Source organism: Duganella sp. BJB476 (assembly GCF_003416895.1).
GTDB lineage: Bacteria > Pseudomonadota > Gammaproteobacteria > Burkholderiales > Burkholderiaceae_D > Rugamonas.
Map to the genome: position 1 here is coordinate 68,199 of NZ_QVIO01000002.1, position 26,510 is coordinate 94,708.

Annotated in this window: 21 protein-coding genes; 10 read left to right on the forward strand and 11 right to left on the reverse strand. The window is 67.3% G+C overall.

Features of this window, described 5'->3' with window-relative positions; all coding sequences use genetic code 11:
• Positions 1-108: 108 nt before the first annotated feature.
• The 8 genes from D0T21_RS09760 (at position 109) to D0T21_RS09795 (ending at position 10,567) form a co-directional block, all read left to right on the forward strand.
• Positions 109-522 (forward strand): glycine zipper 2TM domain-containing protein, encoded by a 414-nt coding sequence (locus D0T21_RS09760; RefSeq protein WP_373886668.1) that lies wholly within the window; start codon positions 109-111, stop codon positions 520-522.
• Between the two features lie 120 nt (positions 523-642).
• A complete protein-coding gene (locus D0T21_RS09765; RefSeq protein WP_116990021.1) occupies positions 643-1,680 on the forward strand; it encodes a protein kinase in 1,038 nt (345 codons plus the stop codon).
• On the forward strand, positions 1,677-4,082 hold the full coding sequence (locus D0T21_RS09770; protein WP_116990020.1) for an FtsW/RodA/SpoVE family cell cycle protein: 2,406 nt from the start codon (positions 1,677-1,679) through the stop codon (positions 4,080-4,082). Before D0T21_RS09765 ends, D0T21_RS09770 begins: the two co-directional genes overlap by 4 nt.
• Positions 4,083-4,085: 3 nt before the next feature.
• A complete protein-coding gene (locus D0T21_RS09775; protein WP_116990019.1) occupies positions 4,086-5,657 on the forward strand; it encodes a hypothetical protein in 1,572 nt (523 codons plus the stop codon).
• 17 nt (positions 5,658-5,674) lie between these two features.
• Positions 5,675-6,220, forward strand: coding sequence for an SH3 domain-containing protein (locus D0T21_RS09780; protein ID WP_116990018.1), 546 nt, complete (start codon positions 5,675-5,677; stop codon positions 6,218-6,220).
• An 89-nt stretch (positions 6,221-6,309) separates the two neighbouring features.
• On the forward strand, positions 6,310-7,320 hold the full coding sequence (locus D0T21_RS09785; RefSeq protein WP_116990017.1) for a PP2C family serine/threonine-protein phosphatase: 1,011 nt from the start codon (positions 6,310-6,312) through the stop codon (positions 7,318-7,320).
• A 116-nt stretch (positions 7,321-7,436) separates the two neighbouring features.
• On the forward strand, positions 7,437-8,972 hold the full coding sequence (locus D0T21_RS09790; RefSeq protein WP_116990016.1) for an FHA domain-containing protein: 1,536 nt from the start codon (positions 7,437-7,439) through the stop codon (positions 8,970-8,972).
• 20 nt (positions 8,973-8,992) lie between these two features.
• Complete coding sequence (locus D0T21_RS09795; protein ID WP_199538458.1) at positions 8,993-10,567, forward strand: adenylate/guanylate cyclase domain-containing protein; 1,575 nt, start codon at positions 8,993-8,995, stop codon at positions 10,565-10,567.
• 9 nt (positions 10,568-10,576) lie between these two features.
• Here the strand turns inward: D0T21_RS09795 and D0T21_RS09800 are convergent, their stop codons facing one another.
• The 3 genes from D0T21_RS09800 to D0T21_RS09810 all read right to left on the reverse strand — a co-directional run bounded on the left by D0T21_RS09800 (position 10,577) and on the right by D0T21_RS09810 (position 12,225).
• Complete coding sequence (locus D0T21_RS09800; protein WP_116990015.1) at positions 10,577-11,458, reverse strand: pirin family protein; 882 nt, start codon at positions 11,456-11,458, stop codon at positions 10,577-10,579.
• Positions 11,459-11,462: 4 nt separating this feature from the next.
• On the reverse strand, positions 11,463-11,861 hold the full coding sequence (locus D0T21_RS09805) for an OsmC family protein (RefSeq protein ID WP_116990014.1): 399 nt from the start codon (positions 11,859-11,861) through the stop codon (positions 11,463-11,465).
• A gap of 76 nt (positions 11,862-11,937) precedes the next feature.
• Positions 11,938-12,225 (reverse strand): DUF1330 domain-containing protein, encoded by a 288-nt coding sequence (locus tag D0T21_RS09810; RefSeq protein WP_116990013.1) that lies wholly within the window; start codon positions 12,223-12,225, stop codon positions 11,938-11,940.
• Between the two features lie 100 nt (positions 12,226-12,325).
• On the opposite strand from D0T21_RS09810, the gene D0T21_RS09815 reads away from it, so the two are divergent.
• Complete coding sequence (locus D0T21_RS09815; RefSeq protein ID WP_116990012.1) at positions 12,326-13,210, forward strand: LysR substrate-binding domain-containing protein; 885 nt, start codon at positions 12,326-12,328, stop codon at positions 13,208-13,210.
• Here D0T21_RS09815 and D0T21_RS09820 read toward each other — a convergent pair whose 3' ends face one another.
• From D0T21_RS09820 to D0T21_RS09855, 8 genes are all read right to left on the reverse strand, one after another.
• On the reverse strand, positions 13,211-13,555 hold the full coding sequence (locus D0T21_RS09820) for a zinc ribbon domain-containing protein YjdM (protein ID WP_116990011.1): 345 nt from the start codon (positions 13,553-13,555) through the stop codon (positions 13,211-13,213). It lies immediately after the preceding gene.
• A 38-nt stretch (positions 13,556-13,593) separates the two neighbouring features.
• Positions 13,594-15,900 (reverse strand): SUMF1/EgtB/PvdO family nonheme iron enzyme, encoded by a 2,307-nt coding sequence (locus D0T21_RS09825; RefSeq protein ID WP_116990010.1) that lies wholly within the window; start codon positions 15,898-15,900, stop codon positions 13,594-13,596.
• Positions 15,901-15,934: 34 nt separating this feature from the next.
• The gene (locus D0T21_RS09830) at positions 15,935-18,154 is read right to left on the reverse strand and encodes a hypothetical protein (protein ID WP_116990009.1); all 2,220 of its coding nucleotides are present in this window, start codon (positions 18,152-18,154) and stop codon (positions 15,935-15,937) included.
• A 100-nt stretch (positions 18,155-18,254) separates the two neighbouring features.
• Positions 18,255-19,376, reverse strand: a complete 1,122-nt coding sequence (locus tag D0T21_RS09835; protein WP_116990008.1) for a hypothetical protein — start codon at positions 19,374-19,376, stop codon at positions 18,255-18,257.
• Complete coding sequence (locus tag D0T21_RS09840; protein ID WP_116990007.1) at positions 19,373-20,530, reverse strand: hypothetical protein; 1,158 nt, start codon at positions 20,528-20,530, stop codon at positions 19,373-19,375. The genes D0T21_RS09835 and D0T21_RS09840 overlap by 4 nt, the downstream gene beginning before the upstream one ends.
• 3 nt (positions 20,531-20,533) lie before the next feature.
• Positions 20,534-21,121, reverse strand: coding sequence for a hypothetical protein (locus D0T21_RS09845; RefSeq protein WP_307720711.1), 588 nt, complete (start codon positions 21,119-21,121; stop codon positions 20,534-20,536).
• An 11-nt stretch (positions 21,122-21,132) separates the two neighbouring features.
• On the reverse strand, positions 21,133-22,461 hold the full coding sequence (locus D0T21_RS09850; RefSeq protein WP_116990005.1) for a hypothetical protein: 1,329 nt from the start codon (positions 22,459-22,461) through the stop codon (positions 21,133-21,135).
• 100 nt (positions 22,462-22,561) lie between these two features.
• Complete coding sequence (locus D0T21_RS09855) at positions 22,562-25,915, reverse strand: penicillin-binding transpeptidase domain-containing protein (RefSeq protein WP_116990004.1); 3,354 nt, start codon at positions 25,913-25,915, stop codon at positions 22,562-22,564.
• Positions 25,916-26,128: 213 nt separating this feature from the next.
• Between D0T21_RS09855 and D0T21_RS09860 the strand changes: the two genes are divergently transcribed.
• Positions 26,129-26,386 carry a hypothetical protein gene (locus D0T21_RS09860; protein ID WP_116990003.1) on the forward strand — a complete coding sequence of 86 codons (258 nt, stop codon included), beginning with the start codon at positions 26,129-26,131 and terminating at the stop codon, positions 26,384-26,386.
• The last annotated feature ends 124 nt before the right edge of the window (positions 26,387-26,510 follow it).

Here is a 26,510-nt window from a genome sequence, read left to right on the forward strand (position 1 = left end):
ATAAGACGTGGTGTATTCCCTTCCAGGCTATATAGTGGAGTCACTGGCCGACGTATCATTCCGATCCGGGCCACAGCAAGGGGAAATACCATGTTGAGCAAAAAATTTATGGGTGTAGCGTTACTGGCCGCAGCAGCAGTATCGTCGTCGGCCTACGCAGGCGACCGTGATTTCAACACGGTAGCCGGTGCTGTGGTAGGCGCCGCCATTGGCCACAATGCCGGCGGCCGCGATGGCGCCATCGTCGGCGGCCTGGTTGGCGCGGCGGTGGGCAACAGCATCAACACCAATGACCGCTACTACGGTGGCGGTCGCGGTGGCCGCTACGTCGAGACGCGTGTCTACACGCAGCCGGCACCGGTCTACTACGAGCCGGCTCCTGTCTACTATGAGCCAGCGCCACGCTACTACGCTCCGCCTCCACGCGTGGTGTACGTTGAGCCGGCCCGCCCTTACTACCGCGAATATCGCGAAGAGCGCTGGGAACATCACCACCACTATCGCGATCGCTGGGACCGTTAAGCTCCCCGCTAGCATCAAGGCCGCCAGCCTGAACGCGCTCAAGATCGCGCTCAGTGCTGGCGGTTTTTTTTCGTCTTCCCCCAGCTAACCCTGCGTAACGGCGCGGGCCGAGGGGGAATCATGACGACTACAGACGCAATCATCGCTTTGGAACTGGGCCACTACCGGCTGCGCGAGCAGATCGGCGGATCGGCCTACGGCATCATCTGGCGCGCCAACGGGCCGCCGGCCACGCGCGATGTCGCCATCAAGTTGATCAACCGCGAGCAGATGGCGCGCGCCCTGCCCGCCCAGCGCGACCGCTGGATCGCCAGCGCGAACAATGAAATCGGCTTCCTGCAATCGCTGGAGCCGTGGGACGAGCGCCACATCGTACGCCTGCTCGACAGCGGCTGGCACGAAGGCCTGCCGGTGCTGGCGCTGGAACTGATGGCGACGGACCTGGGCAAGCACATGATCGCGCTGAAGGGCCGTGGCGAAGCCGTCCCGCTGCCACGGATACTCAACTGGATAGGCCAGATCAATCAGGCACTGGCCAAGGTGCACCAATACGGCTGGCGTTACCTGGACCTGAAACCGGCCAACGTGCTGCTGGACCGGGACCTGGGCACCGTCAAGCTGGCCGATTTCGGCACCAACCGCCAATTGCGCAGCCTGCAAGTTCACTCGTATGCCGGCACCGCCAATTGGCAGGCGCCGGAACAGTTTTTCCCGGCCGACGGCGGCGGCTACGCCACCGGCCCGCGCAGCGACTATTTTTCGCTGGGCGCGATGTTCTACTTCCTGGTCACCGGCGGCCTGCCGCTGCGCTTTTGCAGCGATTGCGGGCAGGCCTATCGCGAGCACCACACCAGGGGCGCCGACCTGCTGCGCAGCTTGAACGGCGGCGCGATTCCGGCGGCGCTGCACGCCGAGGAAGAGGCGCGCTTCGCCGCTGCGATACCCGCGCCGGTGCGCGATGCGGCACTGGAGCTGCTGCGGGCGCTGCTGCATCTCGATCCGGCACAGCGTCCGCGCCACGCGATCCAGATCAGCCGCATGCTGCACGCCATCCAGGGCGTCAAGCCGCAACGCGGCATGTTCGACCCCGCAGATCCCGTCCACGGCATGAGTCGTCCCACCGCCGACAACCACTGGCACCACATTCAGGGGGCATGATGGCTATCTCGCTGCGTCGTACTTTCACCGCCCCGCCGGCCACCCGGACATCCACCGCGCGCGCTGCGGGGCGGCATACCGGCATGGTCCTCACGCTCGCCATGCTGGCGGCCCTGTGCAGCATGCAGGCGCTGGCCTTGCTGCGCGCGCCGGCCGCATGGCTGCCGGCCGCCATCACGGTCAAGCTGGCGCCAGGCGAAACCATCGCGCTGGGCCAGCATGAATTGGCTGCGCCGCAGTCGGACCGCAACCATTTATCCCTGCAGCGAGACACGCAGGATGGCTGGAAGCTGCGCAACCTCAGCGCAACCCGGCAAGTGATACTGCTGCGCGAAGGCAGCGAGCAACGCATGGGCAGCACTCCGCTGCTTGCCGGCCAGAGCTTCCAGATCGATGGCGCGCTGTTCGACGTGCGTGGCGCAGATGCCGGCAGCGTCACCTTCGCCCGCGACGGCCACGAATGGCGCTACGATGGCGCGGTGCTGTATCGCGACGGTCATCAGCAAGCCAATTGCCCTGAATCGCATGTAGCTTCCAAACTGCTGTCGCTGTGGAACCGCGCCATGCCGGGAGTGCTGACGATTTCGCGTCCGCTGTCCTTCGGCGGCAATCTGTATTGCGACAACCGCCTCGGACTGGCGCAAGTAACTCCCGGCGCGGCGCAAATCGCGCGCGGCAACGGCGGGCTCCAGCTCTCGGCCGGCAGTCCCGACGGCGACCGTGCGGCGGTGCTGGTCCACAGCGCCGGCGTGCAGACCGACTTGCGCAAGCAGGAAGCGTCGCTGAATGGCGTGAAAGCGATAGTGGTCGGCCATACGCGCTTCCAGCTGAACACCGACGGCGGCCAGCTCACGCTGCACCCCAGCCGCCACGTCAGCCTGTTCAACGCGCCGGACCTGAAACTGCCGGAACACGTCACGTGGCAATGGCAGCAGCGCGCGCTGTGGGATGTCGGCCAATCGCATGCCATCTGGGCCGGCCTCGCCGCCAGCCTGGCTTGCATGGCGGCGAGCGTCGCACTGGCCGCGCGCCGGCACGACCGCGCTCAAGGCATCGCCATGCTGCTGGCCACGGGCGGTGTGCTGATCTGCGGCGTTGTCGCATTGATCGCCCAGCGCGCGGGCTACGCGCCAAGCGCCGCCACTTCGATGCTGCTGGCCGCCGGCGCGCTGCTGCTGTGGCTCGCGCTGCCCGGCCGCCTCACGCTGCTGACCGCAGCCGGCGTGGTGCTGCTGGCCGTCGGCCTGTTGTCGCAGCTGGAGCTGGGCCTGGGCGCACCTGAATCCTCCTGGCTGCGCTACTACCAGAAAAGCGCCGCCATGCTGGCGATAGGCGCCGGCCTTGGCGGCCTGCTGCGCCTGTGGGCGCAACGCCAGGCCGCGCGCGACGCCCATATGCAGCAGCGCAGCATCGAATGGCTGCTCGCCCTGTTCGCCGCCGTGGCGCTGGCCGCGCTGGCCGCCCAAGTGTTGTGGGGCGACGAGCAAGGCGTCTTCGATCTGCAACCGGTGGAACTGGCAAAACTCGCCCTCACCGCCCTCACCGCACACTGCCTGGCGCTGCGCTTCAACTGGCACGCCGGTCCACACAAGCTGTCCGAGCACGGCGCCCGCTGGCTGCAGCTGATCGCGCCCGCGCTGCTGTTCCTGGCGCTGCTGGGCCTCTCGCTGGTGCAGGTCGACGACTTCTCGCCGCTAATCCTGCTGCTCGTCTGGAGCACCGTCATGGCCTTTGCCTACGCGCTGGCCGCGCGCAACCGCAAGCTGGCCAGTGGACTGATCGCGTTGACGCTGACGGCCGCCGGCGCCATCGTCTACCTGCGCTGCGTCGGCACGGACGACCTGATACGCTGGGGCTTCTACGCCGACCGCTTCCTGGTCTGGCTCAATCCCGCCGAACACCCGCACACCGGACAACAGCTGCTGCTGGGTGCGCGCGCTATCAGCGACGGCGGCTGGCTGGGCGCCGACCACTGGCTCGGCCTGCGCTCGCTCGGCATGGCGGCTGGCGGCGCAGTGCAGATCCCCGCCGTGCAGGACGATTTCGCCGCGTCCTTCTTCCTCAATCGCCATGGCCTGGTCGGCGGCCTGCTGCTGTGGGTGGCGCAAGCCGCTTTCCTGGCCGGTATCGCCTTCACCGCAGCCCGCGCCTACCAGGCCGGCGCCATGGCGCGCGATTTCCGAAACGCCTGGTCCGGCCGCTTCCGCTACTTCATGCTGTGCGGCGGCGGCGCCTTCGTGCTGGGCCACTTCCTGCTGTCCTGGGGCACCAACCTGGCGATCTTCCCCATCATGGGCCAGCCCATGAGCTTTCTCTCGGCCGGCGGCAGCCACCTGCTGTTTTTCCTTTGCCCCCTGCTAGCGTTTAGTGCCATCAGCGCGCAATCTTTAGAAGGAGAATGAATCATGCCGATCTACGTACAACACGAAGTCCTGGGCCGCATCCCCGACGTCTTCAACGCCGAAGCGATCTGGCAGGCGCCCGGCCTGGCGCTGTTCTCGCGCCGCCCACTGCTGCGCGACCTGCTGGAACGCAGCCCGCGCGAGCACAAAGGCCGCGCCGCCACGCGCTGCTTCTCCCACGTGACGCTGATGCTGCCGCAAGAAGAAGTCGACGACGACTACCACCTGACCCGTGGCGCCCGCGCGCGCGACCTGGCGCAGACGCTGACGGCGCTGCACCAGAAAGACTTCGGCGACCTGCTGGGCGGCGATCAGGTGCGCTACGACGTGATCGGCACATCGCAGCTGGCGCCGGGCGAGATCGAGGTCAAGTTCGGCCACGCCGTGTACCTGCCGGCGGCGGACGAGAAGATCCTCTACAACGTCAGCGTCTCGCGCGACAGCGCGATCTGGCACCCCGTCTGTCCGATCTACCCCAACCAGCGCCTGGCGCTGATCGGTGGCGAAGGCGGCGAAGCGAGCTTCATCGCCAGCGGCTGGCCGTTCGGCCCGGATGGCGCGATCCTCATCATCAACGACGGCCCGGATGCGCCGCCCGTCGTGCAGATGCGGCCCAAGGACGCTTTCGAATGTAGCTTCGATCCGCGCAGCGGCTACTACACCATCAAATCCCTGCGCGAAGCGCCGGGCGGCAGCCCGCGCCTGATGCTCAAGATCGGCCGCACCGGCGCCGCCGCGCCGCGTCCCCAGGCCAGTGCGGCCGTCGACGCCATCAGCATCAACCCGGTGGCGGCCACTGTCGCCAGCAAGCCGGCGGTATGGCAAAGCCGCGCCAACGGCGGCGCCGCACCCGAGATGACGGCGATCCCTGTCAGCCACAAACCGGCCAACAACGCCGGCGAAAGCGACGCCACCTACGCGCCGATCTCGCAGCAGCGCGTCAGCCTGGTGGCGCTGGCCATGCCGCGCCTGAGCCGCTACCGCGACACTGGCGCGCAAGCGATGGAGCTGCCGTTCAACCGCGCGCTGGCCTTGTCAGGCGACGGGCCGGCTGCCATCAGCTTCGTGGTCGATGCCGCCGATGAGCTGTACGCCTGCACCGCCGAAGGACGTCAGCGCATCACCGCGCCGGCCACTTTCACGCCTGTCGATACGCAGGCGATCCGCGTGCTGGCGGCCGCGCCGCAGATGGCGGACCGTTACCGCGCCATGATCTGCCTCGCGCAGCCGGTCGGCGCTTCGGTGGCGAGCGGCGCGCGTTTCAGCTTCGGCCGCAACTCGCCGATGCTGGCGGCGCTGCGCCTGCTCGATTCGCCGCGCTTCCTCAAGCGCGCCAACGGCGCCAACACCGCCAGCGCCGACCGCATCGGCCTGTCGCGCGATGCCTTCAGCTTCGAGGCGACGGCGCAGGGCTACAAGATCGGCCGCCTCAGCGCCTCGCAGGCCTTGTACCACCTGGATGACAAGCTGGAATTCGTCGCCAGCATCGGCGACGCCGATACCGGCACGCCCTACCTGCTGCCCAGCGGTCATCACCTGGTGGCGGGCCATTATGTGCTGCGCTTTGACGCCTGAGACCACAAGGAGATTGCATGGAAACGGCCAAACTCTACGCTGCCGGCGCCTTCGCGGCGGGGCTGGTGATCACGCTGTTCCTGGCCGCCTACCTGACCCCGCGCCAGTGGTGGCGCCGTCCGAACGCGCGCGCGCTGCTCATCATGGTGGTCGGCGCGTGGGGCTTCGGCAGCCTGATACTGTACGCGGTGCACGGCCGCCAGACAGAGAACGACGTCGCCATCGACTCGACGACGGACCGCAACGCGGAAGCGCGTACGCTCACGGCGGCAGTGGCGGCACGGGAGGCTGCCGCCCGCGCGGCGCCAGCATCGATGGCGCGGGCGTCGTCGGCGTCGGCGTCGGCTCTGATAGCAGGCCAGTCGTTCGCCGTCCACCGCGACCTGAACCTGCGCACGGCAGCCGGCGTGCACTCGGCGCGCCTGGTCACCGTGCCAGCCGGCGCCACCGTCACGCCGACCGGTGCGCGCAACGGCGACTGGTGGCAGATCAAGGCCAGCGTCGCCGGACATGAGAACACCGGCTGGGTCAACAGCCTGTGGCTGCGCCGGAGCGGCGAATGAGGCCCGAACGTTCAGGCACGCCATCCCACGCCAGCATTTTTTCGGCTAAGCTGTGGCCTTTCGCCTCCCGCGCCACGGCGCCCGCCCCGATGACACGAATCACCGACATGCAGGACTTCGGCCCCGGCCTGGACATCGCCGCCCGCAGCAGCGCCAGCATCAGCAAACTGCAAGTGCCGGAGAACCAGGACAACCTGCTCATCATCGACGCCACCGGTCACGCCGTCTTCCTGCGCGACCAATCCCCACATGGCGTCACGCTGCCCGACTGGCCGCGCGGCCACGTGCGGCTGGCGGTATTGGATGGCATGGGCGGCCATGGCAACGGCCGCGAAGCCGCCGAAGCCGTGGCCACCGGCCTGCTGTTGATCCCGGCCTGCGCCACGCAAGAAGAACTCGGCGCCCGCCTCGACGCCCTGCACGCCCGCTTGCAGCAACAGTTCCGCAGCGAGGGCGACGACGACAGCTTCCGCCGTCCCGGCACCACGCTGACGCTGCTCGAGATGCCGCCCGGCGCCGCGCCGATGCTGTATCACGTCGGCGATTCGCGCCTCTACGAAATCACCGCCCAGGGCGCCCGGCCGCTGACGGTGGACCACGTGCCCGCCACCTCGTTCGCCATGCACGGCCTGCTGGGCGAGCGCGAATGGTGGCAGCAGGTGCACGGCGAACACCGAGCGCAAATCGCGCAGGCCTACATCCTCGGCAACGCCTTCACCAATCCGCAGGTGCTGGACGACGGCCTGCTGGCGCTGAGCGCGGCCAACCTGCCGCCCTTCCTGCACCAACTGGCCGACCGCCGCCTGCTGACCGTGCGCGCGGACGCTACCTATCTGCTAGCCACCGACGGCTTCTGGTCCTGCGGCCGGCCGCTGCAATGGACCGCGCGCTGGCCGGCGTTGCTGGCCCAGCCGGGCCACTCGGCCGGCGCCGCGCTCGACGCCCTGTTCAACGACTACGCCGACCACCCGCCGCCCGAGCTCCACATCGACAACCTGAGCGCCATCGTGCTGCGCTTCGCGCCGGCCCGCGATCCCGCGCACAGCGAAAACGTTGACGAAACGGCACTGCCGCACGCATCAATACCGTCGCATTTTTGACAACTGGCGGCGCAGGTGTTGCGCCGCCGGGTTGAATGGCCCCGAGATCGCCACATCGATTGCCAAACAGAGTGTAAACCGCATAAACTGACGGGTATCCCATCGGTCGGTTCACCATGAAAAAATGCAGTAATGCCCAGCACCCGCATTGCACCTACTGGGTCATGCCAGGAGCGCAAGCTTGCGAAGGCGGCCACGCCCAAGCAGAGCCCTCCAGCTTTGACCTGCTGAGTGCCGTGCGCAGCCCCCGTTCCGGCGCCCCCGGCACGATGCTGGATGCCGCCCCTGCCTCTACCGCCGCCCACGCACCCGCCACCTACGCCCGCCCCCTGCAACGCGCCCAGTCCGAGCGCCCGCAGCTGCACATCAGCGGCTTCGACCCGCGCGCCGCCGGCGGCCGCCAGACCCTGAAGATGGAATTGCGCGGCATGCCGGAAGCCTGCGCGCCGCAACTGACGCTGCAAGTGCAGTCCGACCTGATCCCCAACGGCGCCGCGCGCCAGCAATTCGTGCGCGCCACCAGCGGCGAATGGCGGCCCGTGTTTGTCGAGTTCTCCTCGCGCGGCAAGGAGCACGGCCAGTACCAGATCAGCATCGAGCTGCTGAGCCAACACGCCGAGATGGCCTCGCGCAAATGGGTGTGCACCTTCGTCATCCTGGTGCCGCGCCTGGACGCCACGCTGACCGAAATCCACCGCATCTTCCTCAGCACGCACAAGAACGTGCGCGTGATGGCGGACGACGCCTCCATCGCCCGCGTCAGCGCGCAGGGCGGCGACAGCCTCGATATCGATGTCACCGCGCGCAACGCCGGCATCGCCCACCTGGACCTGAACGCACCGGCCGGCAAGGTCGACCTGGGCTTCACGACCATCGCCTGGGACGAGGACCTGATCGAGATCGACATGCCGCTGGCCGCCGCCATGCATCCGCACCCAAGCCGCGCGGCCTGCCTGGTCAACGCCGCGCCGGAAGCCGGCGCGCAGCGCCAGATCCGCCTGTTCGCGATGGAAGAATGCGTGCTGGGACGCTTTGAACTGGTCGATCCGGAATCGCACCTGCTGCTGACCCACTATGGCGCCGACGGCCAGGACACCAACGGCCTCACGCGCCGCCTGTCCGGCCGCCACGCGGTGATACGCCGCTCGGGCCAGGGCTTTGAAATTGAAGACGTGTCGCGCTACGGCCTGCTGCTGGACGGCGTCTGGCCGGGCAAGCACAAGCCGACCGCGCTGCGCCTGGGCATGCGCATCGAACTAAGCGCGAGTATCAAGGGCATCGTGGTGCTGTCGGTGTCGGCCATCATGCCGCACGGCGTGATCCTGCACCGCATCGACCAGGGCGCCAATGCCGAATGCTTCTACCTGCTGATGCCGGAAACGCATCCGGGCTATCCGGTCAAGGCGTTTGCCGCCGCGCCGCATGCGGCCGCGCTGCCGCTGCTGCTGCACCGCGACGGCGGCTTCTGGCACCTGGACCAGCTGACCGGCAAGGAAACCGCGCTGGCGCCAACCGTGCCGCTCGATAAACTGAGCCGCATCGCACGCCACAACCGCTTCGCCAGCGACCCGTATCCGGAACACTGGATCATCCGCACCGGCGCCACCGATCTGTATAGCACCGTGGCCGCCAACGCCATGTCGACCGCGTAACACGCGGCCCACAGGCTCCAGTGCCCCTGCCTAGCTCCCTCCACAGCCGTCGTTGGGAGCGCATCTCCCTGGCGGTGCTGCTATTGCTGCTGGCCGGCCTGCCGCTGGCGGTCTGGCTCGACATGCAGAACATCGCCGCCGCGCGCCTGCAAGCCCAGGCGGTCGACCTGAACTCCATGATCGCCAGCATCCGCGGCTACTACGCCAGCGCAGTGGTCGGCCGGGTCCTCGGCAACCATGGCAAGGACACGCAAGTCATCCACAACTATGAGACGGTACCGGGCGCGATTCCGATCCCGGCCACGCTGTCGCTGGAACTGGGCCGCGTCATCGCCGACCGCCAGTCCAACGTCAGCTACCGCTTCGTGTCGGACTATCCGTTCCGTGGCCGCGCGCCGCACGCGCTCGACGAATTCGAAAACAGCGCGCTGGCGGCGCTGCGTGCGCACCCGGACCAGCCGCCCATCATCCTGGCCACCAGCGGCGGCGGCGACACGCGCGTGCGCCTGGTGGCGCCGGTGCTGATGGGCGCCGCCTGCGTGCAGTGCCACAACAGCCACCCGGACAGCATGAAGAAAGACTGGAAGGTCGGCGATGTGCGCGGCCTGCAGGAGGTGGCGATCCATGACGAAATCAGCACCAGCCTGTGGTCCTTCAAATACAGCGTGGCCTACTTCCTGTTCGCGGCTGCCACGGGGCTGGGCTTCATCCTGCTGCAACGGAACCAGAACGCCGTCATCCGCCGCATGAACACCGACCTGACCGGCGCCAACGACTTCCTGGCCGCAGTGTCGATCAAAATCTCGCACTACCTGTCGCCGCAGATCTACAAGAGCATCTTCAGCGGCGAGATGGACGTGGCGCTCAGTACGCAGCGCAAGAAGTTGACCATCTTCTTCTCGGATATCAAGGACTTCACGGAGCTGACCGAGTCGCTCCAGCCCGAGGCGCTGACAGAACTGATCAACGAATACTTCACCGCCATGTCGGTGATCGCCATCCGCCACGGCGGCACCATCGACAAGTTCATCGGCGACGCCATCCTGGTGTTTTTCGGTGACCCCGAGAGCAAGGGAACGGCGGAAGACGCGCGCAACTGCCTGCGCATGGCCATCGAGATGCAGCACGCGCTGGCCAAGCTGAACGTCCAGTGGCGCATGCTGGGCGTGGAGGCGCCGTTCCGTGTGCGCATGGGCGTCAACACGGGCTTCTGCAACGTGGGCAATTTCGGCAGCAACGACCGCATGGACTACACAATCCTCGGCGCGGAAGCCAACCTGGCGGCGCGGCTGCAATCGATCGCGCCGGCCGGCGGCATCGTCGTCAGCTACGAAACCTATGCGCTGGTGCGCGACATCGTCGCCGGCCACGCGCTGGCGCCGGTCAGCATGAAGGGCATCGCTCGCGAAGTGGTGCCGTATCTGATCGACGGCATGCTCGACGGCGACGGCGCCACGCTACAGGTATTCAGCGAGCATAGCGACGGCCTCGATCTCTATCTCGACATGGGCCGTATCGATGCGGACGCCGCCAAGAACCTGCGCGGCGTGCTGCACCAGGCGATAACGGCGCTGGACCGGCAGGAGCAAACTTAGAGGGCGGACTCAGGCCGCAGGTTTTTTCGCCGGCAGCGGAATGAACTCGGTCTCACCCGGCACCTTGTCGAAACGCTGCGCCTCCCAATCCTCGCTGGCCTGGACGATGCGCTCCTTGCGCGACGAGACGAAGTTCCACGACATGAAGCGGTGGCCATCGAGCGGCTCACCGCCGATCACCACGAACTGCGCGTCCGCATCCGCCTTGATCAGCTGCGCCGTCGTCGTATCCAGCAGCGCCATCGTGTGTAGCGCCAGCGGCGCGCCGTCGATATGCAGCTCGCCAGTGATCGGATAGATCGCCGCTTCCGCCGGCAGGCCGCTCAGCGCCAGCTCATGCCCTGCCTTCAAGGTCACGTCCAGATACAGCGTCTGGCTGTAGGTCTTCACCGGCGAGGTCTGGCCGAAGGCAGAGCCGACCAGCACGCGCACGCGCGCACCGTCGACATCCAGCTCGGGAATATCGTCGGACGGAGTGTGGCTGAAGCTCGGCTCATCCTCTTCATGCGCGACCGGCAGCGCGGCCCACAGTTGCAGGCCGTGCGTGCGGTGCGGCTTGCCGACCAAATCCTTGGGAGTGCGTTCGGAGTGGACGATGCCACGGCCGGATGTCATCCAGTTGATCGCACCAGGCTCGATGCGCTGCACGCTGCCGATGCTGTCACGGTGGTCCATCGCGCCTTCAAACAGATAGGTCGCGGTGGCCAGGCCGATATGCGGATGCGGACGCACGTCATGGTCGGCGTCCAGCGGCACATCGACCGGACCGAAATGGTCGAAGAAGATGAACGGGCCCACCGCCTGCTTGATCGCGGACGGCAAATAGCGGCGCACGACAAAGCCGCCGCCCAGGTCTTTCTCGTGGCCTTTAAGCAGATTCGAAATCGTCATGATCTTATCCCAGCACGGTGGTGACTTCGGTGGTCACGGAGGTCATCAGTTTGTGGATCGGGCATTTCTGCGCGGCGGCCAGCAATTCGGTGCGCTGGGTCTCGGTCAGGTTGCCGGTCAGGTGCAGCGTGGCGGCCAGGCGGTAGGTGCCCTGGCGCTCTTCGCTGGCGTCGCGCTCCATGCTCACTTCCACATGCTCGAGCGGGATGTTCTTGCGCTTGGCGTACCACACCACGGTCAGCGCCTTGCATGCGCTCAGCGCCGCGTCGTAAAGGTCGTGGGGCGAAGGGCCGGCATCGTTGCCGCCCTCCTCCACCGATCCGTCCGTGGACAGGATATGGTTGCGCACATGGACAATGTGACGCATTGGCAGCGACTGGTCGCGCAGTACTTTGATAGTCATACGGTGTCCCTTGAAAACGGCATTATCAAAACCGTCACTCTACACCGTTTGACCTGGTTGCGCCTCTCCTAAACGTTCAGAGGCCGTTCAGCAGAACCATCGAAAAATCGGCGCCGCCTTCGCGCAGCTTCTTCAGCGGCACATGGGCCGGATCGTCGTACCAGGCCTGCGCATGTTCCATCGACGGGAATTCGACGATGATCTGCGTTTCCGACAGCAGCGGCGAACCTTCCATGACGACAGGCGCCACTTTCGCCAGCGGCTTGCCGCCGTGTTTTTTTGCCAGCGCGGGCATGTGCGCGCCGTACTCCTCCAGCCAGTCCGTGTTGCGTAAGGTCAGATAACCGATTGCGTATGCTGCCATGATGAACTCCTTGCTGTTGAATGAGGCTCCATTATTATTCGATTCATCCGCAGCATAAATGAGCTAGAATTTCATAGACTCCTAACCAATACTTCCGAATATGAGCGATAAACTCCGCAGCATGCAGGTATTCGTGGCCGCCGCCACCGCGCGCAGCTTCGCCGCCGCCGCGCAGACGCTGGACATATCCCCGGTCATGGTCGGCAAACACGTGCAGGCGCTGGAGCAGGAACTGGGCGCGCGCCTGATCGAGCGCACCACACGCAAACAATCGCTGACCGAAATCGGCGCGGTCTACCTGGAGCGCTGCCGCGACGTGCTGGCCGGCGTGGAAGCGGCCGACCGCGTGGCCGAGCATCTGCGCGCGGAGCCGCAAGGCAGCCTGCGCGTCTCCGCGCCCGCCACGTATGGCGAACACCGGCTGATGCCTGTCATCGGCGCCTACGCCGCGCTATACCCGCAAGTGAAAATTGACCTGATGCTGACCAACCGCGTGATCGACATGGCCGAGGAAGGCGTCGACGTCGCCATCCGCTCCGGCGCGCTGGTGGACAGCGGCTTGATCGCGCGGCCTTTGCGGCCTGGCCGCGTGCTGGTCGCCGCCAGCCCGGACTACCTGAAGCGGCGCGGCACGCCGCGCCATCCATCGGACCTGGAAAAGCATGACTGCCTGGTGTTTTCCGACTGGCGTCCACACGCGTCCTGGCGCTTCCGCAAGGGCGAGGAACAGATCGAGGTGCCGGTGCGCAGCTCCTTCGTCAGCAATACGGGAACGTCGCTGGTGTCGGCCGCGATCGCGGGCATGGGGGTCGCGATGCAGGCGGACCTGCTGCTGGAACCCGCGCTGGCGGCGGGTAAGTTGGTACGGCTGCTGCCGAAGTGGGAACTGCCGTCGCGCCCCATGCACATACTGCGCCGGCCGGAGGCGCGCCCCAGCGCCAAAGTCCGCAGCTTCGTCGACTTTGCGCTGGAGCGGCTGGGGTAATTACACGACTTTTTTAACGAACTCGGTTTTCAGGCTCATGGCGCCGAAGCCGTCGATCTTGCAATCGATATCGTGGTCGCTGTCGACCAAGCGAATATTCTTGACCTTGGTGCCTACTTTGACGGTGCCGCCGCCGCCCTTCAATTTCAAATCCTTGATCACGGTCACAGTATCGCCGTCCTGCAGGATGTTACCGACGGAGTCGCGATACACCTTGGCGCCTTCTTCGGCCGCTTCCGCAGCGGTGGCGCTCCACTCGTGAGCGCATTCCGGGCACACCAGCTGGGCGCCGTCTTCATAGGTGAATTCGGAATTACATTTCGGGCAGGGTGGCAGAGTGCTCATGATACGGTCCAGTATTTTGAAGAAGGCAGCAGTATACTCTAAACCAATTTCCGCGCGACCCGGAAGCCGACGATATCGTTGGCCAGCACCGCCGAAAAACCGTTGCGCACCGAGGCGCGCAGATAGCGGGGGTTGTACAACCACGAGCCGCCGCGCAGCACGCGCCGCACCTGGTCGCCGCCCTCTTCCCATGCGCTGCCGTCGGCCGGCGCGCCAATGTAGTTATCGTGCACCACGTCCTGCGTCCACTCCCACACATTGCCATGCATGTCGAACAGACCCCACGGGTTGGGCTGGAAAGTTCCGGCCTTGTTGGTCCCTTGCAGATAGGCGCCGCGCGGGCTGCCGTTGTAGGTGTAGTGGCCGTCGTAGTTGGCCTGCTCGGTGGAGATGGCGTCGCCGAAGCTGAAAGCGGTCTTGGTGCCGGCGCGGCAGGCGTATTCCCACTCCGCCTCGCTCGGCAGGCGGTAGGTCTGGCCGGTTTGCTCCGACAGCCAGCGCACATACAACTGCGCGTCGACCCAGCTGACGCCCACCACGGGATGTTCGTCGGTCTGCGCGAAGCCGGGCGCGCGCCAGTCGGTATCCGATTGCGATTCCCAGCCGGTGGCGCGCACGAACTGCCGCCACTGCCCGACCGTGACGGGAGAACGCCCCATCGCAAACGAATGCTCGATGCCGACCCAATGCTGCGGCGTTTCGCGCTCCAGCCAGTTTTTCTGCGCGCCGGCCTTGATCGCCGCCGCCTGCTCATGCTCGTGTGAGCCCATCTGGAAACGACCGGTAGGTATCAGCACCAGATCGGGGCCGACACCGGTGCCGTCGACAAAGCGGTCGCGCAGCACACCGTTGGCGTCGGCGACCGGGCTGCCCGCCGTCGGCATCAGCGCGGCCAGTTCGGCGGCGTTGCGCTCGGCCTGCTGCTTGCGGTGGCGTTCCTGTTCGGAGCGATACGCCGCCTCGGCCTTCAGCTGCGCGGCTTTGCGCTGCTGCTCCTCGCGTTCCTCGCGCGCCTGTTTGGCGTCGGCGTCGCGGCGCGCCTGCAATTGCTCGCGCAAGGCCTGTTTGCGGGCCAGCGCCGCAGTTTCGGCCTCGGCGCGCTGCTTTGCCTCCAGCGCGCGGCGCTGCTGGTCCAGCTTCACTTTCTCGGCCGCCGCTGCCTGGGATTCGGCCTGGCGCCGGGCGGCCAGTTCCGCCGCCAGGGCCTGGCGTTTTTGTTCGGCGGCGCGGGCCTGTTCCGCCTGCGCGGCCTTGGCCTCGGCGTGCGCCGTTTGCTCGGACTGGCGCTGCCGCTCGCGTTCCTGCGCCTGCCGCGCCTGAGTCGCCAACTCTTCTTCGCTCGGACCATCGGCGCGGCGCAGCTCCGTCAGCAGTTCGCTGACCGAGGCCGGACGGCGCTCCTGCGCATAGGCGAAGCCGTTTTGCAGCACTTTCCACTGCGCCGGATTGAGCCCCTGCGGCGGCGACGGATGGAAGTCGGCCGGACGCATATCGTCAAACGGCATGCGGCCTTCGAGCAGCTGGTAGATCATCACGGCGACGGCATAGACGTCCAGCTTGGGCGAAGGCTGGCGTTGATGCGTGCCCGCCTCCGGTGCGCGGTAGCCGACGGTGCCGGCGTTCGGCGTTTGCAAACCGAGACTGCTGCCGGCGCTGCGCGCGCGCGAAGCGATGCCGAAGTCCAGCAGCTTGATCTCGCCGCGCTGGGTCAGGAACACGTTGCCGGGCTTGATGTCGCGGTGGACCAGCTTGTGCTTGTCCCATGCGTATTGCAAGGCGTCGCCGACAGGCGTCAGCAGGCGATAGATGGCTTCCAGCGGCAACGGGCCTTGCTCGGCCAGATAGGCGTCGAGGTCCTGGCCCTCCAGGTATTCCATGATGATGAAATAGCTGGAGGTGGCCGGATCCTGCGCCCATTCATAGACGCGGACGATGTTTTCGTGCGCCAGCTTGCGCGCCTGCGTCGCTTCCTCGATCAGCAGCTTGGCGTGGGTGGCGCTTTGGGTCAGCTGCGGCGGCAGGATCTTCAGGGCCACCATGTCGCTGTGACCCAGCTCCGCGTGGGTGGCCAGGTCGGTCGCCTGCCACACCTGGCCCATGCCGCCCATGCCGATCAGGCGCTCCAGCCGGTAGCGACGGTTCTGCGGGCCGATCTCCTGGCCCGACATCAGCCCCAGCTCCGTGCCTTGCCGCACCGGAGGCGCAGCCGTGACGCTGCCTCCCGGCGGCGCGTATTCCGCATCCAGGATGGCGTTCTTGCGGCGGTCGAACTCCTGCAAGCTCAGTAGACCGTCATCATGTAAGGCCCGCAGTTCGCGGATCTTGTCTCTTGCTGTTTGCATCATTAAGCGAAGTGTAACCGTTCCTGCATCAAACTGTTTAAGCTAAAGGCACGCCGCATTGGGCGCAGAATTTATCCAAAGGGTGGCCGGCCCGCGTCGGATGGCCGTTGGCGCAGTAGCGCACCGGCGCGGGCGCGGGCGCCGGAGCCGCGCCGCCGGCCGCGATCTGCACGTTCAGCAGATCGAGCTGGTGGCGACGGTCCTTGTCCATTTCCCTGTCGCGGCGCGCGCTCTCTTCCAGCACCCGTTCATGCGCCAGCTGCGCCGCCTCGGCCGGGGTGACGCCGTGTTCGGCCGCCACCACCAGCGACAACGCCTGTATCTGATCGGCCGTCATGCCACCCTGGATCTGCATCTTCATGATCTGCTTCAACGCCTCGGCGTTCGGCGCGGCGGCGGTGGCCACCTTGCCGGTGTCGCTCAGGCGGCCGATGGTTTCGATGCGCGTCAGCTCATGCGACTGCTGCGCCAGCAGCACGTCGTACTCGCCCTTCCAGCGCGCGAACTTCTCGTCGCGGTCATGATCCAGTTTTTTCAACTCGCGCTGCCACTGAGCTTCCTGTTCCTTCTGCTTGAGGATCTGGCGCTGCTCGTCCACCTCCAGCTGGTCCAGCATCGCCTGCTTGTTGACGGCGAGGTTCTGGCGCTGATGCACGCCGTCCGCCTCGATGGTGCGCAGCAGCTTTTCATACTGGGCCACCGAATCGGCCTGCGCGCCGATGCGTTTCAGTTCCTCGATTTTCTGGTTGATCTCGGCCACCTGCACGGCGTTGGCCGCGTCCTTGACGGCGTCGCCGCGCAGCAGCTCGCGCTGGCGGGCCAGTTGCAGCTGGTCTTCCCACTCCTGCACACGCTCGGCCTCGCGGCGGCGCGCGGCGCTGGCCAGGGTCAGCCCCTGGATGCGCTCATTGTGGCCTTCGGCCTCGATGTGCAGCTCGCGCTCTTTCTCTGCCTTCTCGCGTTGGCGCAGCGTGGCCAGTTCACTGCGGCGGTGCGATTCGTCCTCGATCAACAATGCCTGCGCCATCTGGTTTTCGATGGCTTGCTGACGCAGCTGGTGCGACAGGCGCTGCTGCGCCAACTGGCGTTGTTCGGCAGCGGTCTGTTGCAGCACTTCGAGCTCGGTGCGCATCTTGATCTGGGCCAGATGGCGCACATGCTCCCAGTCCGCCTGCTCGCCGGCGCGGTGCGATTTGTTCTTCGCCAGCTCGTGCTCCAGATCGGCCAGTATCGTGCCGGCGCCTTTATCGACGGCGACCTTGCGGGTTTTCGATTCCATCACGCGGCTGTACAAGTCCACTTCGCGCGCGCGCAGCGCCTGCATGCGCTCGGACTCCTTGAACGTCAGCTCGGCCTTGTTGACGCCGGCGTCCTGGCGCAGCTCGGCGCGGCGCAGGTCGGAGCGCATCTTCTGCTCTTCGCGCCAGATGGCCTGCCATTCCTCTTCGTCGTAGATCTGGTCCAGCTGCTTGACGTGCTCCAGCTGCACATGGCGCTCGTCCGCCACCAGCCACAGGGTGCCGATGCGCTCGCGGTTGTGATCGAATTTATCGTGACGCAGCGCTGCGGTTTCAACGCGGTCGACGGCCAGCCCGTAGCCGGCTACACGCAGCTTCAATGCGGCTTGCAGGCGCTCATCCAGTTGCAGGCGCAGGTCCGCGTTGTGCGCCATATCGCGCATCGAGCGGCTGCCGATAAACTCAGCCACCACCTGACGCACCGAAGGCCCAAGCAGATCGTGCAGGTGCTGCGTGCTGACCGTGCCCGGCACGGTCATGAAGTGCTGGGCGAAGGCCGGCACGTTCTCGATACGGATGGCGACCGTGAAGCGGGCCGCCACCTTCAGGTGCTCCGCCGTCTGCAGGTCGCTGAACGAGAACTCCACCGGCAGCGCTGCGCTGCGGGTGATCAGGATTTCCGCGTTCTGGTTGCGCAGCAGGTGGTTCAGGCGGGTGAAGAAGCCTTCGATTTCGTATTCGCCCTGCGGCACCTCGGTGGCCTTGTCGGCTTGCAGGATGTAGGCACGCGAGGTGGCCGGCACGCGCAGCGTTTTAGTAAAGATACCGGACAAGGCGCTGACGCCGAAGTACACGGCCAGTTCGTCGTCGCCAGGGATCCAGCGGTTATCGCGCAGTACAGGCTCGCTGCGCGGCGCGCCCAAGGTCAAACCGCAGTGCTTGCAGTAGCCCGACTGGTCGTCGTTTTTGTGCTCGCAACGCGGGCATTTTACGCCGCCAAAACCAAACATTTGGAACATGTCAGACTCCTTCTTCGATTCATCTTCCGGGCCGCCCTGGCATCTGCCGATTTTAGCAGGGCACGCCCATTTTTCATTCTGCGCACGATACTGTGCCGCCTCAAATCATGCCGATCCGGTCGATACAGGCCAGGCTGGCCCCCTTTTGACGCAGTTCGGCCGCAAACCCGGCCGGCAATTCATCCTGCCAGGCCTTGGGCAGCAGCACCCGGTCGCCCGCGCCCGCTTGCATAAGTATCAATTCCAGCTTGGGCTCGCGGCCTTCGACGGTGTCGACCCGGCCGGCATGCCAGGCGCTGGAGCAGCCGGTGGCGATGATGCGGCCGCGCGGCAGGAACTCGCGCCCGCGCGCGAGGCGGTCGGCCATCACCAGCGCCAGTTGATACGATCCGCCCTGGAAGCGCGGCTGGCCGAAACGCACCACGCTGCGCCAGCGCCCCAGCCCCTTGCCGTCGAAGTGGCGGGCGGCGGCCAGCGTCTGGCGCACTTCCAGCTGCGCGCTCAGGTCCAGGCCCGGCGCCGCGATGGTGTCCTCCTCGGTCGCCGCCGCCGGATTGTGGGTGGCGCCGGCCGATACACCCTCCGCCGCGGCATCGCTGTCGATGGCGAAGACGCTGACCTCCACCCACGCCAGGCTGTCATTGATGCCGCCGCTGTGCAGCGGGAACCAGGCGCGCACGGTGGAGACGCCGGCCGACGGATCGGCATGGCCGCTCAGGGCGCCAAGGTGGGTGATGTGCAGCGCGCGCGTCGGGCCGTCGCCGGCTGCGCCGCCGGCGATGATGCCGTCGCCGGGGCCGAGCTGCGGATGGTCCAGCGTCGCCGCGACCAATGCGGCGCCCTGGACGCGGCCGAGGTGCCACGCATCCGACCAGCCTTGCGCGTATTGGCGGCCGGCTTGCGCGGGTTGGAGCAGGCCGCGCACCATGCGGTCCGCCAGCACTGCGGCCAGTTCCCAGTCGCGGTCTGCGGCGCCGGGCGTGATGTCCATGCTGAGGACGACCTGGTCGCGGCTGTCGAGCCGCACTTCGGTGTGGCGGGCAAGGCGGACCACTTCCTGCATCCGTTCAGCGATCGTCGGTGCTCCGGCGACGCTGCATTTGACGTCGGCGCGGTTGGCGCGCGGGCGACGGCTGGCGGTGATCGTCAGTACGCGGCCGTCCGCCAGTATGCTGCGGCATTCGGCGTTGGTCGGCACGGTGGTGGCGGATAGCGTGGTCATAGCGATGGTTCCGTGCGGGGCGCATGCGGGGCGCGGCGGAAGGCCAGGCCGGTTTCCAGATTGGCGCAGATGCGGTCCGCCTCCTCCAGCAGCACCGGCCATTGTGCGTGATCGGCGCGCTGGAAGCGGGCCAGCAATGCCCAGGCTTCATCCAGCGCCTGCACGGCGAGCTGGGTCTGGCCGGTGCGGCGAACTTGTTCTGCATACGCCAATGGCTGGTCCGGTGCGGCCCACGCCAGCGACGGCATGGTGTTCACGTTCAGCGCGGCCATGCCGAGGCGTAGCAACAGGGCCTGGTGCTGCTGGAACATCAGCGCGCCCTCAGGCAGAACGAGCAGGCGCAGTTCGCGGCTCAGGCCTGGCAGTTCGAGGAACAGACGGCGCAGGCCGAACGCATCTTGCCAGGCAACGGGCGCCGCAGCGGTGGAAGGCACTGTCGCGAGCTGCCGTTGCACAGCCACGCCGCCGGGCGAAGCGGCGGACAGCGTGTGCGGCGCTGGTTCGGCGTTGGCGGCCGGATTGCGCTCGGCCACGTGCGGCGTATCGGCCAAGGTATGGGCATCGGCCACGGCGGCGGCGGCGGTGGCACGGGCCTTCAATGCATCGGCGTAGTTGACCTGATCGCCCAGGTCCACCGGCACGCAGTCGTCCACCGTTACGCCGAAGCGTGTGTACAGCAGCTGATTGAGACCGGCACGGAAGGCGTGCCACTCTTCCAGTGTGGTGCACGGTGGCAGATCCAGCGCCCCTTGCGCCAATTCCGTTTGCAGCGCCGCTTGCGCCGAGGCGCGGAACGCATCCAGCTCCAGCCGCTCCGTCATCTCGCTGTACAAATACAAATCGAAACGCTGCTGTGTCACACGCGGATTGGCGACATCGACGACAAAGCGCAGCCGCAGGCCCCACTCCGGCGCCGCCGCGAACGGCGCCAGGTGCACCGTGTACGGTCCCGGATGAAAGCACAGCGCCAACTCGCCCGGCTCGCAGGCCACTTTGCCGGCGACAGCGCGGCGCGCGTGGCCGCCGGCGTTGAAGACCACGACCGTGCTATGAGCCGGCGCAGCGTCCCCCGCATCGAGCCTCAGCGCGATCAGGTCGACTCCCAGTCCGTCGCTATCGACGGCTGGCTTGCTGCGCCGGGAAAATATGCCCATGGTCTAAGGCGCCACCGGTTCGACGGCGAAACCCGCGCCGTACATCTGGAAGTGGTGCGCCGGCGCGGTGGCGAACGGCCAGCTGCATTCGTATTCGCCGTCCGCGTCCAGGCGGCCTTGCAAGACGATCGCCCCGCCGCCGTCGATCACGCGCACCATCACGCGCTCGCGCAGCAGGCGTGCGGCGAACGGCGCTTCCGCCGACAAACTCAGGATCACCTGCCAGCCTTCGCCCTCACCGGCCGGCAGGAAGTGCAGCGTCCAGCAGTTGTCGTCCGTGGCCAGCGATTCCAGCATCGTTGCGCTGGCGGCGGCGCGCAGCATGCCGCTGCTGCCGGCCCATATTGGGTCGTTGGCGGCCTGCGGCGCCTGCGCAGCCGCATGCCGCTCCAGCGACAACTGGCGGAAACGCCGCAGCGTCAGCGGCGACGCCGACAGCGCCTGCCGCTCGTTCGGCGTCAACGCCCGGCTGCCCTCCAGCGCCGCCAGCAGCGTGGCGTCGGCCAGCATCAGGCGGTCGCCCGGCACGGCGCGCGCCAGCAACGCGCGCTCTCGCAGCCGTGCGTCTTGCTCATCTTGTGCGGATTTCAACTCGTTCTCCTTCATTTCGCCGGCGCGGTGTTGACCGCGTACAGCTTGTCGATCGCTTCGTTGCGGCGCTTGCGCAGCGTCGGCATCGAAATCTGGTCCAGCGCCGCCAACTGCTGCAAGGTCGGCAGCTCGCCGGTGGCCGGGTCCAGCCAGGCGTCCGGGTAGGTATCGTCGGCGGCGCCCAGCAGTTTCTGGTACACGGCGAGGCGGATCGGCAGCGACTCGTCGCTCAGGACGCGCAACGCCCAGCTGCCGGCTTCCTGCGCCGCCCGCGCCAATTCCAGATAGCGGGGGGGCAGGGAAAGCGTGCCGGCCAGCGCCTGTTCGGCCGCCAGGTCGTGCGCTTTGAATTCATCCGGCGGTCCGGCGCCGTCGTCGCTGCCCTCTTCCTCCGCGTCGTCCGCAGCGACGGAGTCGTCGTCCGCCTCCGGCTCGGGCAGGATGCGGTCCTCGCCCGCCGCCTCGTTCTGCTCGGACTCGCCGAGCACGCGCCAGTAGTCTTCCAGCCACAGCGCCGCTTCGCCGGCGTCGCCCTGCCAGTCGTCGGCGCGGTCCATATTGGCCGACAGCTCTTCATAGTCGCCGATTTCCGCCAGCATCGCGGCGATCTTCTCCGGGCTGTTTTTCAGGCTGGCGAAACGCTTGGATTTGGTGTGCAGTGGTCCCGGCGAGCCGGCATGGCGCTCCTGCGACTCGCTCCAGCGGATGATCCACTCGGCCTTGCAGCCGCCGATGGACTTCATCTGCCGCACCTCGATCGGGCTGCCGTCCAGCGGACGTCCCAGGATGTCGCCCACCTGCGCCGCATGCTGCCGCCAGTCCGCGAACAGGCCGGCGATCTCGCGATAGGCGGTATCGAGCATGCGATAGGTGTAGATTTTGTTGGGCGAACAGTCGCGGCCCGTGGTAACGATGTAGTTGTCGGCGTCGACCTTGTCGCGCAGGCCGGCGTACATATCGTTGACCTTTTTGCGCATCACGCCTTCGGCGGCGGCATCGAGCCAGAAGGCGCCGCTGCGGCCATGCTCGGCGGCGACGGCGGCGGCAAACGCCTGCCAGAACGCCGGCTGCGCCTGCAATTCGAACATCAGGCTAAGCGACAGCTCGTAGACGCTGTCGCCGTAGCTGTTGCCCTCGGCCTCGGCGCGCGCCGAACGGGCGCCCGCGCGCAGGGCTGCGGCTACCGCATCGGTATAGCTGTCGAGCAGCGTTGCGTGCTGCCCGGGGTCGAGCAGCTGGTGCATCTCAAGCCGGCGGAACGCCTGCAACGAGCAGTGTCCCAACAGCTTGCGCACTTGTTCCCAGCCGTGCTCCTGATACCGGGTTCCTGGCAAGCGCATACAGTCCTGTCAATAAGAGAAAAACGAAAATGAGCGCGCTATGGCGGACGCCTCGAAATCATGCCACAAAAGCGGCGATTTCATTATCCCGTTTACAAGCCTATTTCCCCTTCTGTTCGCGGTTCTGCGCCGCCAGCGTGGACAGCACCGCCGCCAGCACCGGCGCCGCATGCTCGCCGCCGGTGGCGTTGGAGTGGCTGACAAAGGCCGCCATCGCCAGCCGGTGCGTCTGGCCGGGCAGGCTGCCCGGTTCCAGCCAGCCTGTGAACCAGACGGTGGCCGTGTCGTCGCCGGTGGGCGCGGTGCCGGTCTTGCCGTACAGGCCTGGCCGCACACCGGCCAAAGCGATCCCGCCGAACGCGCCGGCGCCGGTGCCGACGTCGACTACGCCTTTCATGCCGGCCCGGATGCGGTCGAGGCGGATGCCGACCGGCTTCATCTCCGGCACGGTGCTGGCGGCGCTGCCCAGGGTGAGCAGCATGCGCGGCGCCACGACTTTGCCCTGCCCGACCGCCGCCGCCGCCAGCGCCATTTGCAGCGGCGTGACCTGCATGCGCAAGCCGATCGCCATCTGGCGCAGCTCGTGGCGGGTGTGGATAGGATCGATATGCGCCGGCGTCGCTTGCAGCGCATCCCAGCTGCGCCAGTTGAAATCGGCCGGCAGCAGGCCGCCGTCCAGGCGTAGCGTTTGCTCGAAGCCCAGCCGGTGCGCGGCGGCGACGATGGGGCGCACCGCATCGAGCGCGTTGGCGTCCAGCGCCTGCAAGTCGGGGGCGCCGCCGTCGGCGCGACCGAACAGGCTATGGTCGCTCAATTCGCTGGACCAGGCGAACCAGGTATTGAGGCTGTAAGTCAGCGCCTGCGCCAGTCCCAGGCGGCCTTCCTGCGCGCGGCGGTCCAGGCTTTGCTCGTGGTAGTTGGTGATGTGGGCCAGGCGCGGATTGAGCGGGTAGCTGGCGGCGTCGGTCTGGAAGCCGAAGCCGCGCTGCTGCGCCAGCCGGTTGATGGCGGGCAGCGGCATGCCGCCCAACAGCGCGTCGATCTGCGGATCGTTCTGCGCCGCCAGCTCCAGGCCCAGCGCGCTGATCACCTTGAACGTCGAGCCGGGGCTCTGGTGTGCGCCGCCGTCGTGCTGCAAGGCCGGCAGGCGCAGGGGGCTGCGCGCGGGGCTGGTGCGGTCGAAGTCGCGCACCTCGGCCCAGTTGGCGGCGCTGACTGCGCCCGCGCCCGCGCCGGCGGCGGCCAGCACGTCGCCGGTTTCGGTATCGAGGATGACCAGGCCGGCGTGGCGGCCTTCCGCCGCAGCCTGGCCGCCGGTGCAGGCCTTGCCGTCCCAGCGGCCACGATGCATACCGACGCAGTCCAGCACTCGCTGGCTCAGGGCCTGCAAGGGCAGATCCAGCGTGAGGCGCGCGCCGACCGCCGCGCCGGATGCGCGCGAGACCGTGGTGGCCGATACCGGCAGGCGGGCCAGCATGCCGGCCACGCTGTTGGCATGGTCGCCGCTGACGCCCAGCAGCGGCGCGAGGCCGGCGTCGACGGCGGACGGCGTCGGCGCGCCATCGGCCCACAGCAGCGTGCCGTTGCGGTCTTCCAGCTGCACCGGCGACGGCGCGGCCGGTCGTGGCAGGCCTGGCGCGGCGTCCCCGGAGAGGGGCGACAGCGCCTGCCATACCAGACGGCCGCCGGCGACGCGCAGGTGGCGGTATTTTTGATCCTCCGGCGCGCTGAAGTCCAGCGGTTGCGCCGTCAGCTGCACGTTGTGTGCGCCCGCTTGCAGCGTCAGCGTGACCTGCTGGACATCCGCGCTGCTGGCGCAGGCGCGGCCGGTGCAGGCGGGCGCCAGCTGCACGCTGGCGCCGACGGCGCCTGTGACGCGGCCGGCCAGCAGTATCTGCATCACTTCGCCGCCGGCGGCAGCGCGCGGCAGTGCGAGGTTGAGCCTCACGACAGGGCGAACGCCCTGCCCTTCAACAGCTTGCGGCCAGCGCGCCACGCGGGTCCACGGCTGCCATCCCTGCGGCAGCGACGCGAACAGGCGCGAGGCGGCGACTGGCATCTGGCTGGTGGTCGCGACCATCGTCGGCGCGCTGCCCGATGCCGAGTTGCTGCCGGCGCCGCCGGCGCTGGCGCTCCAGTCCAGCACCATGCCGGCCGGCGCTTTGACGCGCCAGGCCAGCAGCCGGCGTTCGCTGTTGTAGATGTCGATCTGCTGGCGAACGTAGGCGCCATCGGCCTGGTAGTACAAGCGCTTGAACAGTTTATGCGTGGCGGCGCCGGGCTTGACCTGCTTCCAGTTGTCCAATTCGGCGACGCGTTCGGCGGCGTTGGCGGCCTGCCATTGCGGCAGGTCGCGCGGCGCCAGTTCGATGGCGCCGGCGGCGGTCAGGCGCACCAAGCCCTGGTCTTGCAGCGCGTTGAACAGCAATTGGTCTTCCAATGTCATCGGCGCGGCGGCCGGCACTTGATACGCACCTGCCGCCAGATTGGTGCTCACCGCCCCGCCGCGCGCGGGGAAGGCGACCACCAGCGCGCTGGCCGGCACACCGGTGGCAGCTGCGTCTTGCGGCGCCAGGCGATACTTCTGCACCACCAGTTCTCCCGCTTGCGGACACATGGCGTTGGCGCGCCGTTCGATGCGCAGCGCCGAGGCGGCGCCCCACAACAGCCATCCCTGCTGGCGCAGCGCAACCTGGCCGCTGGCGCCCTGCTCGACCTGGCCGAAACTGGCGTCGCTGATCCAGCGCGCGCCGGCCTGCGCGCTGCGCCAGCTCAGTTGCAGCGGCTCGCTCAGCGGATCGGTGAAGTCCGCGCGGGCCGTGCCTTCGATCTGGATCTCCGGGATCGCGCCGGCGCCGCCGCCATTATCGGCCACCAGCAGCACGTTGCGCAGCGAGACCTGGACGTTCGATTCTTCATTGCGCTTGACCCAGCGCTTGACGTCGTCGAAACGGTAGCCCAGCCGCAGCGGCAGCAGGCGCGGGTCGGTGGGGCTGCGCATCTGACTGCACAGGTCCACGCGCACCGCCGGTGCGGCTTGCATGCCGGACGCCACCAGCAAGGCGCCGCCGGGTTGGATGCTGGTGCTCAGGCCCGCCTGCGCCGGCACGGTGAATGCGGCGCCGGGCAGCACGGATTGATAGGCATACGCGGCGCGCACGCTGTTGACCGCCTGAGGGGTGCTGATCGTCGCGGCGGCCAGGTGGCGCGCATGGCCGGCGATCAGGGCGCCGCCGCCCGCCACCACGCACACGCCGACAACGGCGATCCACATGGCGCGCTGCCGCCCGAGCACCTGCGCCCCGGTGGCCGCCGGCTGGCGTCCGGCACGGGCCGGCGGCATCAGCCGCATCGACGGGCGGCCGCTGGCTCCGGCGCGCAAGTTGGCCTGCCGGCGCCGTGCGCGGCGGCGCTCGGTCCAGGCTTGCAGGATGGTGGTGATGAATCGCGGCATATGCCCCTCGCGCTGGTGGACGGTATCTGCCCAGCCTTAGCGGAGGGGCCGCGAAAACGCGCATTCCGTGGCCGAAAAGCCAACACCTCATCGCGCCTATCTGCATTTCGGGACGCAAAAAGCGCGGCTCGTCGCAATCCCGTGGCGGCTGGACAGGCCTTTGCATAAAGTGAGCACATCGAAACACACTTTTAACCACCGAAAGGAAGCAAAATGAACGTCCTGAAAAACTTCGAAGCCCTGTTTGTCGTGACCCTGGGCCTGGCCTGCGCCGCCAACTACGTACTCGACGAAACCACCGCAGCCCCAACGCCAGTACAGGCCAGCTACACCGCGCCAGCCGCCGCCAAGGACATGCAAGTGATCGTCGTCAGCGCCAAACGCCTGACCGCCGAACAGAAAAAACAGTCGCTGATCGACGAGAGCAAATCCGTGCTGGCCGCAGACACCACCGCAGCGAGCAAAATTTGAAGGCCCGTAACTCCTTCGCCTGTACGCGCCACCGAAACGCCGCGTAACAGGCGAAGCCTTTCGCAGTCTCGCTCCACTCCCGCCTTAGTCTCCTCTGTGCGCCACCGCACACACCCCCACACCT